Raw genomic sequence first — 17,214 nt, 5'->3', positions numbered from 1 at the left:
GCGCACACTGAGGGGCATGGGGGAACTGCTGGATCTGATCCTGCCGCGCGCCTGCGGCGGTTGCGGGCGGGCCGGGACGGGGTGGTGCGCGGACTGCGTCGCCGCGCTGTCGGGTCCGCCCATCCGGATCCGCCCGCGCGCCGATCCCGGGGTGCCGTGCTGGGCGCTGGCCGGCTACGCGGGCGCGCCGCGGCGAGCCGTGCTGGCGATCAAGGAGCAGTGCCGCCGGGACCTGGCGCGGCCGCTCGGCGCCGGATTGGCCAGGGGGCTGGATCATTTGCGGGACACCGCCCGCCCGCTGGTGCTGATACCGGCGCCCAGTCGCGGGTCCGCCGCCCGGCGGCGCGGGGGAGATCCGGTGGTGCGTGCCGCGAACGTCGCGGCGAGTTTGCTACCCGGTTGCCGACTGGTCCGTCCGTTGCGCATGCGGCCAGGTGTGCGCGACTCGGTGGGCCTGGGACACCGCGATCGCCAGCACAATCTGCACGGGCGGATCATAGTAGCCACCACCCGCCCGCCGGGTGCGCTGTTTCCGGCAAATGCCGAGGTAGTAGTGATCGATGACGTGTTGACCACGGGCGTCACGGTGCGGGAATCGGTGCGTGCGCTGGCTGCTGCGAGAGTGACGGTTCGTGCCGTGCTGGTTACTTGCGCGGCTTGATTCTCCGAAATTTGCGTGAACACTGGCGGACGGGTCGCTGGCGCACTAGGTTGGCGATCAGACACCCGAACCGCAAGTTTGGAGGTGGCGCCTCGGACATATGTGCCGAGCGAGTTCATCGATCGGCACACGTTTCAATCCCGCCGCACGAGCGGCTTGTGCGGCCAGATCCGGGAGGTACGCGTGACGACTACTTCACGACTCTCAGCGAAGAACGCAGACACCACGGTGCTGCTCGATGACGAGGTCATCTCAGACGATTCATCCACTCGGGCCACCATCGCGGATGTCGTGGTCAAGGGCAGGACCCTCGGTGAGGGCGGAGTGCCCGACCATTTCCGAATTCACGTGGCGGACAAGCTCTCTCGGCTCGAGCGGTTCGACCCCACCATCTACCTCTTCGACGTGGAACTCACCCACGAACGCAACCGTCGTCAACGCAAGAACTGCCAGCGAATAGAGATCACCGCCCGCGGCAAGGGCCCGGTCGTCCGCGCCGAAGCGCGCGCGGACAGCTTCTACGCGGCCCTCGAGTTCGCGGTCGAGAAGCTGGAGAGCCGACTGCGCCGGCTCAAGGACCGCCGTCGCGTCCACCACGGGGACAAGACACCGATCTCGGTGTCGGAGGCGACCGCCGATCTCATCGACGAATCCCTGTTCTCCGCCAATGGATCCATCGCGCACGATCACGCGGCCGACGAGATGGACGAAGCCGCCGGCCCCGGCCATGTGGTGCGCACCAAGCAGCACTCCGCGATCCCCATGACGGTTGACGACGCCCTCTACCAGATGGAGCTGGTAGGCCACGATTTCTTCCTGTTCCAGGACAAGGAGACCGACCGACCGTCGGTCGTCTACCGCCGCCACGCCTTCGACTACGGGCTCATCAGGCTCGCGTAACCAGCGGCTGAGGAACATCCACCTTTCGACCGGGGTCACGAACAGGACCCCGGTCGCCTGTTGTCTCGGGGGGCCTCTTGCTGTTACGGCGTGTATCAGTTAAAACTGTGCCATGGCTACCAAGGGCGCTCGCCGTGCTGTCATCGTCGCCGGGGCTCGGACCCCGTTCGTGCGGTCATTCAGCGAATTCACGCGAATGGACTCCATCGACCTCGCCGATACCGCTGTGCGCGGGCTGCTGGAACGGACCGGGCTGGCCAAGCAGGACGTCCAGGCCATCGTGTGGGGTGGGGTGATCCTGCCCAGCGGCGCACCGAACATCGCGCGGGAGATCGCGCTCGATCTGGAACTGGACGCGGGCTGCGAGGGCTACACCGTGACGCGCGCCTGCGCGTCCGGGCTGCAGGCGGTGGTGTCCGCGGCGGCCGCCATCGAACGCGGTGAGTACGACATCATGGTCGCCGGCGGCAGCGACTCCACCAGCAATGCCGAGATCAAGCTGCCGCAGAAGCTGGTGCACGCCGCCGCACCGCTGGCGCTGGGCAAGCCGAAGGCCAAGGACTATCTCACCGCCGCAATCCAATTGGCCCCGTTCTTCGACCTGATGCCGCGCCGGCCCCAGATCGCCGAGCGCACCACCGGTGAGGTCATGGGCGAGTCGGCCGAGAAAATGGCGCGCATCCACGGCATTTCGCGCGGCGCACAGGACCACTTCGCCGCCACCTCGCATCACCGGGCCGCCGCGGCCATCGCCTCCGGCCGCTTCGACCGCGAGGTGGTGCGGGTCCACACGCCCGACGGGACCGCGGTGTCGCGGGACGGACTGGTGCGGCCGGACACCAGCCTGGCCAAACTCTCCAAGCTGGCACCGGTTTTCGCCGAGAACGGCACCGTCACCGCCGGCAATTCCAGCCCGCTCACCGACGGTGCCTCGGCGGTGCTGCTGATGAGCGAGGAGAAGGCGCGCGCGCTCGGCTACGAGCCCCTCGCCGCCTTCCGCTCCTGGAGCTTCGTCAGCGTCGACCCGCGCGACCAGGTGCTGATCGGCCCGGCCGTCTCCATGCCGCGAGCCCTCGACCGGGCCGGAATGTCGCTCGCGGACATCGATTTCGTCGATATCCACGAGGCCTTCGCCGCCCAGACCCTGTCCGTGGTCTCGGCGCTGGCCAGCCACGAATGGGCCAAGACCCGCCTCGACCGCGACGCCGCGGTGGGCGCGATCGATCCGGCCAAGCTCAATGTGCACGGCGGCTCGGTCTCCCTCGGCCACCCCTTCGGCGCGACCGGCGCGCGCATGGTCACCACCATGGCCAATGAACTCGCTGTGACCGGCAAGTCCACCGCCCTGCTCGGCATCTGCGCCGCCGGCGGCATCGGGGCCTCGGCGGTGCTGGAGCGGGTCTAGCCGGCACGCCTCTGTGCCAACGGTTTTCGGAGGCCGGCTCCCGACGGGCAGGAGGATTCGAACCGGCTCGATCGGCATCGGCAGGGACGCGGCCCCGCGACCGGTTGACCGGCATTCCGATCGACGCCCTGAACCGCGCGGGTGGAGATTTCCGGGGCAGTGCGCTGGTCGGCGCGGGTGTGGGCGGGGCCATCGGTGCCGGCGGCGGTTACCCGAATGCGCCGCAGCGGTGACGATCGGCGCGAACACGACTTCGTGCAGGTGAGACCCCGGCTCGCGGATGCGGGCCGGGGTCTTTCGCGTGCTGCGCGGAAATGGTCGGTGGTGAGGTGATGTCGATTGGGTATTCCCGGGGTGACCGAGATGAGCGGAGGTAGGTCATGGTCGCGAGGACGATGGTCGGCGCCGCGGCACTCGTGGTCGCCGCGGGCGGCTGTGGCGTGGGCAGCGCTGCGGTCGGCACAGGAAGCGCTGGGGCGCTGCCACTTCCGGTGACCGGGTCCGAGGGCGGGCAACCGGTGGCGGACCACGATCTGTATCTGCGGCTGCGCAATGCCGAACAGCACGCGGGGGAGCGGTATCCCGTGTACGGGCTGGTGTATTCGGATGCGGCGGTGTGGACTCTGGCGTTCGTGAGCGGCGGGCCGACCGACTACTACACCATCGACGGCGCCCGGGTGGACCTCGCCGCACCGGCGGGCCGCACTGTGGTGCAGGGCGATGTGTTCACCGGGACCATCACGATCACCGGCAAGCGCGACTCCGGGGATCCGGTGGTGACCCTCGACGACGTCGCGGTCATCGGCCATCGCCCGGCCGAGGCGCTGCGCTGACACCTGGACGGACCGTGGCGGTGTGCGCGGGTATCCCGTCATCCGAGCAGCGACTCGCCGATCGCGGAAACGGGTCATCGCCGTCAGCCGCACCTATGGTGTGAGTCCGATCGACGGTTTGATCGCGGCCCGATTTCCGACCCGCCGGATGTGTAGCCCGCCGTGCCGAAGGCGGCCCGGCGGCCGGTCCCTGCGCCGAGCAGCGATACGAATACCAATCCAAGGCAACACGATGCGAACGGCTCGGGCGTGGCTGGACGAATCGCGCGCGGCCGCTGGAGGAGCGGATGGAGAGTGTCTTCGCGATCGCCCTCGCGATCACCGCCGCCGTGGCGCTGGCCCGGCTCGCCCTGTGGTGTGACGCGCCGCGGACCCGCCCCATCACCGTGGTGCTGTCGCTGCTGGCGATCGGCGCGATCTTCATAGAACCGCAGTGGCGTGACGGCGTCGATTCCGTCTTCGTCACCCGTGGTCTGGCGGGCCTCGTCTCGGATGTGGTGCTGCTGGTGGCGGTCTGCCTGCTGTGCGCGCACGTCGCGCGGGTGTGGGACAACGAGTGGTTGCACCGGGCGGCGCTGGTGATCGCGGTCGCCGGGGGTCTCGCGCTCGTCGTCGTCCACGCGATCGCCGAGCACGCGGGCGCGCGCCGCGGATACACCGGTCGATTGAGCGGTCCCGCAACGGTCTACGGGATCGTGCTGTCGGTCCTGCTGATCGCGGTGAACGTCGCTCCGCTGATCACGGTGGCGCTGGCGCGCCCGGTCACCCGCGGCCAATTCTGGTTCGCCGCTTCGGCTCTGGCCTGGATCGGGCTCGCGGGGCTGCGCGGTGCGGCGGCCGCCGACCCGGATGGGTTCGCGGACACGTTCTGGCAGCTGCGGCTGCCGTTGGACACGCTCGTGCTGCTGGCCGGGGCGGGTCTGGGGTTGTCGGATCTGCGGCGCAAGCAACGACCTGGCAACTATCACCGCGAACGTATACTCGGCAAATGGCCGAGTGGATCTTTTTGATGCATCCGCCCCGCGACAATTTCATCGCCACCATGACCGCAGACGAAAGATCGGCATTCGCGGCGCATAGGGAATGGCTGGCGCGCCTGGACACCGCCGGTGTGCTGCTGGTGGCCGGGCCTACCCTTGGCACAGTCAATACGGGCGTCGGGATCTTCACCGCCGACGACGAGTCCGCCGCGCGCCGCATCATCGCCGATGAGCCTGTCACCAGCGGAGGCTTCATGCGCGGCGATCTGCGGCCGATCCAGCTCGGCTACCTCAACCCCCGCACCGAGAGCGAACCCGTCACCTGATCGTCGCGCCAGCAGGATGGCGTGCGCAGTCGGAAGTCCTTCCCTACCACCTGAGGACCGACAATGGCCATCGCACAGACGACCGAGCATCACGAGATCATCGATGTCACCCGCGCCCAGCGCCCACGAGTGCTGATGGTGGTCGCCAGCCCGGCGACCTCGACGACGCTGAACATTCCGGTGGGCTTCTGGGCCGCCGAGCTCACACATCCCTATTACGAATTCACCAGAGCCCGTTATGAGATCACCATAGCCAGCCCCGACGGCGGGCGAGTCGAGATGGACGCCATGTCCGACCCGCGCGACGAGAGCAAGTGGTCGGCAGACGATCTGATCACCATGGGCTTCGTCAACACCCCCGAATTGGCTGCCCTGCTGGACGATACCGCCATGTTGGCTGATCTGGACCACGACGACTTCGACGCCATCGTGGTTTGTGGCGGTCAGTCGCCGATGTTCACCTTCCGGGGCCGCAAGGATCTGGCAACCACGATCGGGGCATTCCACGCCGCCGAGAAACCTACTGCGGTGCTGTGTCACGGTACCTGCGCGCTGCTGGACGTTGTCGCCGACGACGGCACGCCGCTCATCACGGGCAAGACCATGACCGGCTTCGCCAATGTCGAGGAGGACTTCTCGGATCAAGCCCTGGGTCGTACCGTGATGCCGTTCCGAATCCAGGACGAGGCCGTTGCGCTGGGCGCCAACTACGTCACCGGTGGCCTGTTTCGCGCCTTCGCCGTCCGTGACGGCAACCTCATCACCGGCCAACAGCAGTACTCCGGCGCGAAAGTCGCTCAGATGGTGATCGAGTCGCTGGGGATCTGAACGGATCAGGCCGGTGCGTTCAACTGGATGCCGAGGTCGACGGTGAGGATGCGGCCGATCATGCCGCCGAAGGACGGGCCGACACCGAAGTCGCCGCGGTCCAGGCTGCCGGTGGCGGTGAAGCCGATGGACGGGCGGCCGGGTCACGGGATGCGGCCGCAGTCCGTTCCAGGACACGGTCAGGGGCAGCGGCCGCGTCAGCTCGCCGAAGGTGACCTCGCCGTTCACGTCGAAGGATTCGCCGATCCGGATCGGGCGGGGCGTCCGGAAGGTCATGGTCGGCCGGCGCTCCACATCCAGGAAGTCGGCGTGGCGGACGTGGTCGTCGCGTTTGGCATTGCCGGTGTGGAAGGAATCCAGGTGGATGGTGGCCTCGATGGCCGCCGTCCCGGCGTCGTCCACCACGAATCCGGTGTCGAAGCGCCGGAATTCACCGCGCACGCGCAGCAGTCCGAAGCTGCGCAGCGAGAAGCCGACGGTGGAGTTCGCGGCGTACAGGGTCCAGAGGCCGGGGGTGAGGGCGATGCCGGTCGAAGTCGTCATGGCCACGACTGTCGTCCGGTCGCGGGGGCGTAACCAGACCGGTTTGGTCCAGGGACTGCCGGTCCGTGGCTAATCGTCCGTGCGTGGCGTGAATCGTTCCCAGTGCACGGCCGATTCGAGGGGCCGCCGATGGCGCCAGCCGAAGCGCTCGAGGTCCGGGACCTGCTGGAACTCGTCGACCGGGCCGACACAGAGCCAAGCGACCGGTTTCACGCCCGGCGGCAGCGAGAGCAGATCGGTGAGGAACGGCTCGTCGTAGAAGCTCACCCAGCCCACGCCCACGCCCTCGGCGGTGGCGGCCAGCCACAGGTTCTGGATGGCCAGGATGGTGGAGTAGATGCCGGTCTCCGGCACGGTCGCGCGACCAAGCACGTGTGTGCCGCCGCGCGCCTGATTGTGGGTCACCACGATGCCGGTGCCGCTCTCCACAATTCCTTCGATCTTGATCGGATTGAAGGTCTCGGCGCGATCGGACGGCAGCGAGTCGTGGAACTGCTGCCGCTTCTCGGCCACATGGTCGGCGAACTTCGTCAGTGTGGCCGGATCTCGCAGTACCACGAAATCCCACGGCATCGAATTGCCGACGCTGGGCGCCCGATGCGCCGCCTCGAGAATCCGGAGCAGCGTGGTGTCGTCGACCACCTCGCCGGTGAATTCTGCGCGGACATCGCGACGCAGTTTGATGGCGTCGTAGACGCTCAGACATTCGGTGGCGCTGACAGGACCTTCGGAACACACGGCGTCCAGTGAACCAGGCCGGAGGCGGACGGGGGTCATCGGCCCATTCCCGCGAAAACGCCCCCCGCCGGAAACTCGGCGGGGGGCGTTTCGGGATGCCGGGTGGCTCAGCCGACCAGGGCCGGTTCGCGCCGGGACAGCTTGCGCCGGCCCTCCCGCAGCGCGGTGCGCAGGCCGCGGCGGCGTCCGGTCATCGGGTCGATGCTGGACTCGCCGCCGAAGATCTTCTCCGACTTGGTTTCCGGAGCGTCGTCGGTGGAGCGGCGCAGGTACTTGTTGGGCAGCGACAGCTTCATGATGGTGCGCCACGACTTGGCGTACTGCACCGGCAGCGAACCGGTGGTGTAGGGCAGGTCGTACTTCTCGCACAGCGCCCGCACCCGCACCGCGATGGTCGACAGGTGGTTGGACGGAATGTCCGGGTACAGGTGGTGCTCGATCTGGTGCGAGAGGTTGCCGGTCATGAAGTGCATGAGCGGGCCACCGGAGATGTTGGCCGAACCCAGCATCTGGCGCAGGTACCACTCGCCCTGCGTCTCGTTGTCGCAGTCGAACCTGGTGAACTTCTCGGCGCCGTCGGGGAAGTGGCCGCAGAAGATGACCGCATTGGTCCACACATTGCGGACGATGTTCGCGGCCAGATTGGCGGTCAGCGTGCCCAGGAAGGCGGGGCCGGTGAGCAGCGGGAAGATCAGGTAGTCCTTGGCGGCCTGCTTGCCGATCTTCTCGAGAACGGTCCTGCGGTCCTCCTCGAACTGGACGCGCTCGGGCGAACCCGGGGCCCACTTCTTCTTGGCGACCTTGCCCAGCTCCAAATGCTGGATGGCGACACCGTATTCGAAGAACATCTGCAGCAGCAGGTTGTAGACCGGCTGTCCGAGATAGAACGGCGACCAGCGCTGATCGCGGGTGACGCGCAGCAGGCCGTAGCCGATGTCGTCATCCATGCCCAGCACATTGGTGTACTTGTGGTGCAGGAAGTTGTGGGTGATCTTCCAGTGTTCGGACGGGCCCGCGTTGTCCCATTCCCATTTGGTGGAGTGGATTTCCGGATCGTTCATCCAGTCCCACTGCCCGTGCATCACATTGTGGCCGATCTCCATGTTCTCGATGATCTTGGCGGTACCCAGCAGGGCCACGCCGGCCAGCCACGCAGGCGGGAAGAGACTCGCGAAAAGCACTGCGCGGCCACTGATTTCGAGGCCGCGCTGGAGACGGATCACATTGCGGATGTAACGGGCATCCTTCTCGCCCAGGGACGATTCGACCTCACGGCGGATGGCGTCTAGCTCCGCCCCGATCGCTTCGACGTCCTCCGGGGTGAGGTGCGCGTATTCCTTGACATCCGAGATCGCCATGGCGGTTACACTACCGTAGGTTACGGTCCCGTAGGTTGGCGAAGATCGAATCTCTAACGTGTCGAATACCGCATTGTTTTCGTGACGCGACTCTGCTAACGATTGCGCCGGAGTTTACGCGAGAACCAGCCTCCGCGTTGTGCTTTATCGGCCAGCGCGGCCTTTTCCGTCCGCGCCTTTTCCTGCAGTGCGGCCTTGGCCTCGCGCAACACCTGCTTCTCGTGCGCGGCCTTCTCCTTGAGCGCCACCTTGGCCTCCTGCATGGCCGACCGCAGCCCGCGACGCTCACCGGTCTCGGGGTCCAGGCCCCAGCGCGGCTGGTGCTCGGCCAGCCACTCGCTCGCGCTGTGCTCGGCCAGCCATTCACTGCCGTTCCACGTCGGCATGGACGGCAGCGAGATGCCCGCGAACTTGCGCTCCGAGGAGGTCTCCGGCGCGTCGTCGGAGGTCCGCTTGAGCCACTGGTCCGGCAGCGCCAGCTTGTGAATCGTGCGGAATGCCAACAGGTATTGCTTGCCCAGCGAGCCGGTGGTGTACGGCAGGTCGTACTTGTCGCACAGCTCCTGCACCTTCACCGAGACCTCGGGATACCGATTGCTCGGAATATCCGGGAACAGGTGGTGCTCGATCTGGTAGCTCAGATTGCCGCTCATGAACGCCATCACCGGGCCGGCATCGAAATTGGCGCTGCCCAGCATCTGACGCAGGTACCACTCGCCCTGCGTCTCGTTCTCGAACTGATCCACGGTGAACTTCTCGGCGCCGTCCGGGAAATGGCCGCAGAAGATGACCGCGTACGCCCACAGATTGCGAATCAGGTTCGCGGTGGCATTCGCCTTCAGTGTCGACTTCCAGGCACGACCGGTGAGCGCCGGATAGATCACGAAATCCTTGGCGACCTGTTTACCGGCCTTGCGCCAGAACGCCCTGTTCGGTTCGTTGACGATGTGGCGCGGGGGGAAGAACCGGCTCGGGGGCACACCCATCTGTTCCTTGGTGGCCGCCAGATCGTGCAGCGCGATGCCCCACTCGAACAGCGCGGCCAGAAACAGATTCGCGACCGGTTGCGCCAGATTGATCGGCTTCCATTCCTCGTCGCGCGTCATGCGCAGGATGCCGAAGCCCAGATCGTCATCCATGTCGAGGATGTTGGTGTACATGTGATGCGAATAGTTGTGCGCGGCTTTCCACTGCGCCGAGGTGCCCGTCATATCCCACTCCCAGGTGGTGGAGTGGATCTCCGGGTCGTTCATCCAATCCCATTGCCCGTGGCTGATGTTGTGCCCGAGCTCCATGTTCTCGATGATCTTGGCGACCGACAGCAGTGCGGTGCCGGTCAGCCACGCCCAGCGCTTCTTCGACGCGAAGAGCGTGGCGCGGCCGGCGGCCTCCAGAATCCGTTGTGCCGCAATGGTGCGCCGGATGTAGCGGGCATCGCGTTCACCGAGCGAGTGCTCGATATCGCGCCGAACGGTGTCGAGCTCCTGACCCAGGGTCTCGATATCGGCCGCCGTCAGATGGGCGAATGCCTTGATGTCGGTGATGGCCACCGGCAGTCCTTCCGTGGTTGATCTGCCTCGCACCGCTGCGCGGGTGGTCGGTCCCGATGGGACCGTGTTCAGGCTCGATTGCTATCGAGGGTAGCCGTTCTCGGGCGGGGCCGTCTCACACTGTGTGCGCGTCATACTTCGAGGGTGCAGTCACCCGCTGCGGCCGAGATGCAGGTCTGGATCTTGTCCCCGGCGCGGTGCTCCTTGCCGTTGCGCAGATCGCGCACATGGCCCTCGGTGACCGTGACCACGCAGGTCTGGCAGATGCCCATGCGGCAGCCGAACGGCATCTGCACGCCCGCGCCCTCACCGGCCTGCAGCAGCGTGGTCGCGCCGTCCACCTCGGCGGAGCGGCCGGCCTTGGCGAAGGTGACGGTGCCGCCCTCGGCGGTGGCGTTGCGCTCGATCTCGAAGCGCTCCACGTGCAGCTTGGACTCCAGACCGGCGGCGGCCCAATGCTTCTCGATCTCGTCCAGCATGGGCAGCGGTCCGCAGGCCCAGACCTCGCGCTCGCGCCAGTCCGGCACCACCTGGTCCAGATCGGCGAGCGCGAACTTGCCCTGCCCGCCGGTGAGGTGCAGGTGCGCGGTGAAACCCGGGTGCCGGTCGTGCATGTCGCGCAGCTCGTCACCGAACATCACGTCGTCGGGGGTGCGGGCGGAGTGGATGTGCATGACATCCGGGACCGCATTGCGGCGATCCATGGTGCGCAGCATGGCCATGACGGGCGTGACGCCCGAGCCCGCGGTCAGGAACAGCACCTTGGACGGTGCCGGATCCGGCAGCACGAATCCGCCCTGCGGCGCGGCCAGCCGCACGATGGTCCCGGCCGGCACCCCGGAGACGATGTGGCTGGACAGGAAGCCCTCCGGCATCGCCTTCACCGCGATGGAGATGAGCCGCCTGCCCTTGTGCGCGCTGTCGCCGGTCCAATCCGGCGGGCAGGTCAGCGAATACGAGCGCCAGTGCCAGCGGCCGTTCACCAGCACGCCGATGCCGATGTACTGGCCCGGCTCGAATTTGAAGTCGAAACCCCAGCCCGGCTTGATCACCAGGGTGGCCGAATCCGCGGTCTCCTTGCGCGCCTCCACGATGCGGCCGCGCAGCTCGCGCGCCGACCACAGCGGGTTCACCAGGTGCAGGTAGTCGTCGGGCAGCAGGGGAGTGGTGATGCGCGCCGCGGCGCCGCGCAGCGCGTCGAGGGGAGTCCGTCCGCCGGTGCCGCCTTCGGCCACGGGGGCTTCCAGCCAGTCCCGCAGTCCTCGCACGGAGAACCCACCACTCTTCGATGCCATATCCCGGAACGCTTCCTGTCGTCGTGCGCGCTGGTCAGCGCGTCGTCGTACGCCTGTCGCCCATGTGATGAGCAACCATCACAGCAAGGTTACGGCATCGTAGGTTACGGGGGCGGGGTTGGATTGCCCCTCCGCTTCGCTCCGGGGCGGGTTCGCGGCCCTGAGGTCTCGATTCTCCCCTCCTCCGCTCCTCCGCTTCGCTCCCCTCCTCCGCTCCTCCGCTTCGCTCCCCTCCTCCGCTCCTCCGCTTCGCTCCCCCGCTCCGTCAGTCCAGAATCGAGACGGCCGCGAACCTGTGGGTTTACGCGAACCTGCCTGTGGGTTACAGCAGATCGAGCAGGAAGGGGAGTTCTTGCGCTGCGTACCAGGCGAGCTGGTGGTCCTCGGCGTCGCCGAGCACGAATTCGGCGTCGGCGTCGCCCATGTCGGCGGCGTCGATGACCTCGACGGCCTTGGCGACCTCGGACTCGGCCTCGGCCAGGTCCACGTGGATGGACGCGATGCGGTCGTAGGCGATCGGGCCGGACAGCCGCACCACGGCGTCGTCCAGATCCGGGCGCAGGGTCGCGCCGTCCACATCCGCGGCGATGACCGCGCGGCGGAAGACCGGTCCGGCCGGGGCGGGATCGGATTCGTCGCCGGATTCGTCGCCCGCACGATCGCCGCGTACCTCCGCGGCGGCCTGTTCCTCGGCGAGCAGTCGCAGCGAGGCGCGTGCGGCCTCGGCCATGGCGACCTCGGCCAGCTCCTCGTCGTCGCCGGAGGCATAGGCCTCGCGCAGCGCCGGCGTCACCGCGAAGGCGGTGTCGTTGAGCGCGCGAATCTCGCGGTCGGCGACCAGTTCCCGCAGCATCGGCACCGTGGCCGGGACGTAGACCCGTAGCTTCTTCGAGACGCGGGACGACTCACTGGACGCAGGCACCGAGCATCTCCTCCATCGACTCGTGCACCGAAGCGGTCAGCACCGCGATGTCCGCCATGGCGTCGCGATCGGCGGTGAGTCCGTAGAACACCCGTCCGTCGTAGGACGTGAGCCCGATGCTCAGAGCCTGAAAGCGCAGCAGCGGCGACACCGGGTACATCTCCAGCATCCGCGCGCCCCCGATGTACATGGGCTGCTGCGGACCCGGCGCGTTGGTGATCACCAGATTGAACGTGTGCTCTGCAAAAGTACTCGCCGACCGCACGCTCATGGCATGCAGGCTCGCCGGAGCGAATCCGGCCATGTGCATCAGCGTGCGGGCGCGGACCCCGAGCTGATGCCGGGAATGGGGCTCGGTCGCGTGCTTGATGTGCTCCATGCGGATCACCGGATTCGGTTCGCCCACCGGCAGATCCACCAGCAGCGAGGTGACCTCGCCCGCGGGTTTGAGCTCACCGTTCGGTCCGTCGGCGTAGACCGACATGGGAACGACCGCCCGCAGCGCGTCGGCCTCGGTCAGCACCTGCCCGCGCGAGAGCAGCCAATTGCGCAGCGCCCCCGTCACCACCGCGAGGATCACGTCGTTGATGGAGCAGTCGAACCGCTTGCGGATCTTGCGGTAGTCCTCGAGCTCCGTGCGCACCACCTCGAACCGGCGATTGCGCGAGGTGCGGGTGTTCAGGGGACTGTCGGGCGCGCCGATGGCCGCGGCCCGGACCATGGACACCAGCTTCTGCACCGCCTTGCCGGTGGCGTCGACCATGGCGAAGGCCTCGGCCGCGTGGTGTCGGGCCACCTCCAGGCCCTCACGCGGCTGGGTGGCCAGGTGCAGCACCGCGCCGAGCAGCAGTTCGAGGTCGGCGGGCTCGCGATGGGCGATCCAGGCGTCGTCGGCGACCTCGCGGGGCGCGGTCGAGGTGTCCAGGATCACATGCCCGATCTCGAGCGCGCTGTCCCCGTCGACCAGGGCCGAATGGGTCTTGGTGAAGATGGCGCAGCGGCCCTCGGACAGGCCCTCGACCAGATACATCTCCCACAGCGGCCGGGAGGGGTCGAGGGGGCGTGACGCCAGCCGCGCCACCAGGTCCAGCAGCTGCTCGTCGGTGCCCGGCTCGGGCAGGGCGGAGCGGCGGATGTGATAGGTGATGTCGAAGTGGCTGTCGTCCACCCACACCGGGCGGCCCAGCGTGAACGGGATCTCCCGCACCTTGCGGCGGTACAGCGGCACCAGCGGCAGTCGCGACTCGACCAGGGTTGCCAGCCGGTCATAATCCAGCGGCCCGTGCCCCGAGTTTCCGGCCGGCGCGGGATTGCGCAGGATGGCCAGGGAACCGATATGCATGGGGTTGCTGCTGGATTCCAGCCGGTAGAACGACGCGTCCTGCGGCGTCAGTCTGGTGATCACGCTGCCCGCTACTCCCTAGTCCCTGCCTGCGCCCGCAGTGTCCCCCTGCCTAGGCGCCGGCGGTTCTTCCATCGAATGTTGCCGTGGCATTCTTCGAAGGCAAGCTATCGCAATCCGATCACCTGGGGGAATGGATGGGCGGCACTGCCCGAGATCACACACCGTCAGCGGTGTCCCCTGCTCCGGGTGCGCGGGCGCAGGCCTCCGCACGCCGGACCCCCTACATCCTACGTCAGGGGTAACGAATCAGCCTCGGACGCAAGATCATTCGCTGAACGGTCGCTGGCGCCTCCGATCGGCTCCCGGGCAACCGTGCGGGCGGCCCGGTTTCACAGCTTTCCCTCAGCACGCACGCCCTCGCCCGCGCAGTTCAGCACCTACGATGGGCTCCGGATTACCATGGCTAGTGATTGCGCGCCCGCGCGCAGGCTTCCCGCCATGGTGGGGGCTACCGACAACACCGACCAGAGGACTACAAGACCCGTGCCTGCGCTGAGTTTTTCAAGGTTGCTACGGATTGGTGAAGGTCGCACGGTCAAGCGGCTGGCAAGTCTGGCGGACGAGGTCATCGCCCTCGACGAGGAGTACACGGCCCTCACCGACGCCGAGCTGCAGGCCAAGACCGCGGAGTTCCAGCAGCGCTACGCCGACGGCGAGAGCCTCGACGAGCTGCTGCTGGAAGCCTTCGCGACCGCGCGGGAAGCGTCCTGGCGAGTGCTCAACCAGAAGCACTACAAGGTGCAGATCATGGGCGGCGCCGCCCTGCACATCGGCAATGTCGCGGAGATGAAGACCGGTGAGGGCAAGACCCTGACCTGTGTGCTGCCCGCCTACCTCAACGCCATCTCCGGGGAGGGCGTGCACGTCGTCACCGTCAACGACTACCTGGCCAAGCGTGACGCCGAGTGGATGGGCCGCGTGCACCGCTTCCTCGGCTTCGAGGTCGGCGTGATCCTGGGCGGCATGACCCCGGCCGAGCGCCGCGAGGCCTACGCCTCGGACATCACCTACGGCACGAACAACGAGTTCGGCTTCGACTACCTGCGCGACAACATGACCCACTCGCTGGACGATCTGGTCCAGCGCGGGCACAACTTCGCCATCGTCGACGAGGTGGACTCCATCCTCATCGACGAGGCCCGCACCCCGCTGATCATCTCGGGCCCGGCCGACGCCTCCTCGAAGTGGTACGCGGAGTTCGCGCGTATCGCGCCGCTGCTGAAGAAGGACCTGCACTACGAGGTCGACATCAAGAAGCGCACCATCGGTGTGCACGAGGCGGGCGTCGAATTCGTCGAGGACCAGCTGGGCATCGACAACCTGTACGAGGCCGCCAACTCGCCGCTGGTGAGCTACCTGAACAACGCCGTCAAGGCCAAGGAGCTGTACCAGAAGGACAAGGACTACATCGTCCGCAACGGCGAGGTCATCATTGTCGACGAGTTCACCGGCCGAATCCTGGTGGGCCGCCGCTACAACGAGGGCATGCACCAGGCGATCGAGGCCAAGGAAGGCGTCGAGATCCAGCCGGAGAACCAGACGCTGGCCACGATCACGCTGCAGAACTACTTCCGCCTCTACGACAAGCTGTCCGGCATGACCGGTACCGCCGAGACCGAGGCGGCCGAGCTGCACCAGACCTACGGCCTGGGCGTGGTGCCGATCCCGACCAACAAGCCGATGGTTCGCCAGGATCAGTCCGACCTGATCTACAAGACCGAAGAGGCCAAGTACGCCGCGGTCGCCGACGATATCCAGGAGAAACACGAGCAGGGCCAGCCGGTCCTGGTCGGCACCACCTCGGTCGAGCGCTCGGAGTACCTGTCCAAGCTGCTGACCAAGCGCGGTATCCCGCACAACGTGCTGAACGCCAAGTTCCACGAGCAGGAAGCGCAGATCGTCGCCGAGGCGGGTCGCCCGGGCGCGGTCACCGTCGCCACCAATATGGCCGGCCGTGGTACCGACATCGTGCTGGGCGGCAACCCGGACATCATCGCCGACATCCTGCTGCGCCGGCAGGGCCTGGACCCGGTGGAGACCCCGGACGAGTACGAGGCCCACTGGCACCCGACCCTGGAGCGGGTCAAGGAGCAGGTGGACGAGGACGCCGAGGCGGTCCGCGACGCGGGTGGCCTCTACGTGCTGGGCACCGAGCGGCACGAGTCGCGGCGCATCGACAACCAGCTGCGCGGTCGTTCCGGCCGTCAGGGCGACCCGGGCGAGTCCCGGTTCTACCTGTCGCTGGGCGACGAGCTGATGCGGCGCTTCAACGGCGCCGCGCTCGAGTCGATCATGACCCGGCTGAACCTGCCCGACGATGTGCCGATCGAGGCCAAGATGGTCTCGCGTGCCATCAAGTCCGCGCAGACCCAGGTCGAGCAGCAGAACTTCGAGATCCGCAAGAACGTCCTCAAGTACGACGAGGTCATGAACCAGCAGCGCAAGGTGATCTACGCCGAGCGCGCCCGCATCCTCGAGGGCGAGGACATGGAGGGCCAGGTGCAGGAGATGATCACCGACGTGATCACCGCCTACGTCAATGGCGCCACGGCCGAGGGCTATGTCGAGGACTGGGATCTGGAGAAGCTGTGGGGCGCGCTGAAGACGCTGTACCCCATCGGCATCGACTACAAGGACCTCACCGGCGAGAGCGACGGCGGCGAGGTCGGCGAGCTGACCCGCGAGGAGCTGCTGGACGCGGTGCTCGAGGACGCGCACGCCGCCTACGACAACCGCGAGTCGGAGATCGACGGCCTCGCGGGCGAGGGCAGCATGCGCAATCTGGAGCGCCAGATCCTGCTGAGCGTCCTGGACCGCAAGTGGCGTGAGCACCTCTACGAGATGGACTACCTCAAGGAAGGCATCGGCCTGCGCGCCATGGCGCAGCGCGACCCGCTGGTCGAGTACCAGCGCGAGGGCTTCGACATGTTCGCGGCCATGCTCGAGGGCCTCAAGGAGGAGTCGGTCGGCTTCCTGTTCAACCTCCAGGTCGAGGTGCAGCAGCCGCAGCCGGTCGGCGTGAACGTGGCCGCGGGCCTGCAGTCGCCGGTCGGCAACCGCCCGCTCCCCACCGAGGAGGACGCGGCCGCCAACGGCAATGGCGCCCCGGCGGCCCTGCGCGCCAAGGGCATCGACGAGTCCGGTCCGCGCGGCCTGTCCTACTCCGGTCCGGACGAGGGCGGTCACGCCGCCATCCGCAGCGACCGTGACGAGTACGGCCTCGAGGACGGGCAGGGCGGCACCCGCCGCGAGCGCCGTGAGGCGGCCCGCGCCCAGGGCAAGGCCGACCGCGCCCCGCGCTCCAAGCGCCGCCACTGAGCCAGGCGCCGCCACCGCGCGAATCGAAACGCACTGCGCCCCGGGTGTTCACACCCGGGGCGTCGTGTTTTCCGGTCTGGACCAGCGGTTTTCGCGTGGTCATGAAACAGTCACGATCGGTTCGCTGAAATGGGTTCCAGTCCGGTCGCCGT

General features: G+C 67.4%; 14 protein-coding genes and 1 pseudogene. 8 read left to right on the top strand and 7 right to left on the bottom strand.

Annotation, left to right across the window (positions count from 1 at the left end):
- Window positions 1–16 precede the first annotated feature (16 nt).
- From ACFXHE_RS04140 to ACFXHE_RS04110, 7 genes are all read left to right on the top strand, one after another.
- A complete protein-coding gene (locus tag ACFXHE_RS04140) occupies window positions 17–661 on the top strand; it encodes a ComF family protein (protein WP_379379581.1) in 645 nt (214 codons plus the stop codon).
- Between the two features lie 183 nt (window positions 662–844).
- The gene (hpf, locus tag ACFXHE_RS04135) at window positions 845–1,561 is read left to right on the top strand and encodes a ribosome hibernation-promoting factor, HPF/YfiA family (protein ID WP_379379580.1); all 717 of its coding nucleotides are present in this window, start codon (window positions 845–847) and stop codon (window positions 1,559–1,561) included.
- 112 nt (window positions 1,562–1,673) lie between these two features.
- Window positions 1,674–2,966 (top strand): acetyl-CoA C-acyltransferase, encoded by a 1,293-nt coding sequence (locus ACFXHE_RS04130; protein WP_379379578.1) that lies wholly within the window; start codon window positions 1,674–1,676, stop codon window positions 2,964–2,966.
- A gap of 380 nt (window positions 2,967–3,346) precedes the next feature.
- On the top strand, window positions 3,347–3,799 hold the full coding sequence (locus tag ACFXHE_RS04125) for a hypothetical protein (RefSeq protein ID WP_379379576.1): 453 nt from the start codon (window positions 3,347–3,349) through the stop codon (window positions 3,797–3,799).
- 287 nt (window positions 3,800–4,086) lie between these two features.
- The gene (locus ACFXHE_RS04120; protein ID WP_379379574.1) at window positions 4,087–4,809 is read left to right on the top strand and encodes a hypothetical protein; all 723 of its coding nucleotides are present in this window, start codon (window positions 4,087–4,089) and stop codon (window positions 4,807–4,809) included.
- Window positions 4,788–5,105, top strand: a complete 318-nt coding sequence (locus ACFXHE_RS04115) for a YciI family protein (protein WP_379379572.1) — start codon at window positions 4,788–4,790, stop codon at window positions 5,103–5,105. Before ACFXHE_RS04120 ends, ACFXHE_RS04115 begins: the two co-directional genes overlap by 22 nt.
- A gap of 63 nt (window positions 5,106–5,168) precedes the next feature.
- A complete protein-coding gene (locus ACFXHE_RS04110; protein WP_379379570.1) occupies window positions 5,169–5,933 on the top strand; it encodes a type 1 glutamine amidotransferase domain-containing protein in 765 nt (254 codons plus the stop codon).
- A gap of 222 nt (window positions 5,934–6,155) precedes the next feature.
- Here ACFXHE_RS04110 and ACFXHE_RS04105 read toward each other — a convergent pair.
- The 7 genes and pseudogenes from ACFXHE_RS04105 to ACFXHE_RS04075 form a co-directional block, all read right to left on the bottom strand.
- Window positions 6,156–6,476, bottom strand: a pseudogene (locus ACFXHE_RS04105) (YceI family protein); the annotation flags it as partial.
- Window positions 6,477–6,545: 69 nt separating this feature from the next.
- On the bottom strand, window positions 6,546–7,214 hold the full coding sequence (gene bluB / locus ACFXHE_RS04100) for a 5,6-dimethylbenzimidazole synthase (protein WP_364607495.1): 669 nt from the start codon (window positions 7,212–7,214) through the stop codon (window positions 6,546–6,548).
- Between the two features lie 107 nt (window positions 7,215–7,321).
- Window positions 7,322–8,572: a fatty acid desaturase family protein gene (locus tag ACFXHE_RS04095; RefSeq protein ID WP_379379568.1), complete on the bottom strand. Its 1,251-nt coding sequence runs from the start codon at window positions 8,570–8,572 to the stop codon at window positions 7,322–7,324.
- Window positions 8,573–8,667: 95 nt separating this feature from the next.
- Window positions 8,668–10,122: a fatty acid desaturase family protein gene (locus tag ACFXHE_RS04090; RefSeq protein ID WP_379379566.1), complete on the bottom strand. Its 1,455-nt coding sequence runs from the start codon at window positions 10,120–10,122 to the stop codon at window positions 8,668–8,670.
- 131 nt (window positions 10,123–10,253) lie between these two features.
- Window positions 10,254–11,417: a ferredoxin reductase gene (locus ACFXHE_RS04085; RefSeq protein ID WP_379379564.1), complete on the bottom strand. Its 1,164-nt coding sequence runs from the start codon at window positions 11,415–11,417 to the stop codon at window positions 10,254–10,256.
- 322 nt (window positions 11,418–11,739) lie between these two features.
- Window positions 11,740–12,270 carry a DUF6912 family protein gene (locus ACFXHE_RS04080; protein ID WP_379380389.1) on the bottom strand — a complete coding sequence of 177 codons (531 nt, stop codon included), beginning with the start codon at window positions 12,268–12,270 and terminating at the stop codon, window positions 11,740–11,742.
- A gap of 52 nt (window positions 12,271–12,322) precedes the next feature.
- Window positions 12,323–13,744, bottom strand: coding sequence for a wax ester/triacylglycerol synthase family O-acyltransferase (locus ACFXHE_RS04075; RefSeq protein WP_379379562.1), 1,422 nt, complete (start codon window positions 13,742–13,744; stop codon window positions 12,323–12,325).
- A gap of 483 nt (window positions 13,745–14,227) precedes the next feature.
- On the opposite strand from ACFXHE_RS04075, the gene secA reads away from it, so the two are divergent.
- Window positions 14,228–17,062 carry a preprotein translocase subunit SecA gene (secA, locus tag ACFXHE_RS04070; RefSeq protein ID WP_379379560.1) on the top strand — a complete coding sequence of 945 codons (2,835 nt, stop codon included), beginning with the start codon at window positions 14,228–14,230 and terminating at the stop codon, window positions 17,060–17,062.
- Window positions 17,063–17,214: the final 152 nt, after the last annotated feature.

Origin of the sequence: Nocardia sp. NPDC059229, from assembly GCF_042754165.1 — a bacterium.
Taxonomy (GTDB): domain Bacteria; phylum Actinomycetota; class Actinomycetes; order Mycobacteriales; family Mycobacteriaceae; genus Nocardia.
The sequence above is the reverse complement of the archived record's forward strand: the minus strand, read 5'-3'. Positions and strand labels throughout refer to the sequence as shown.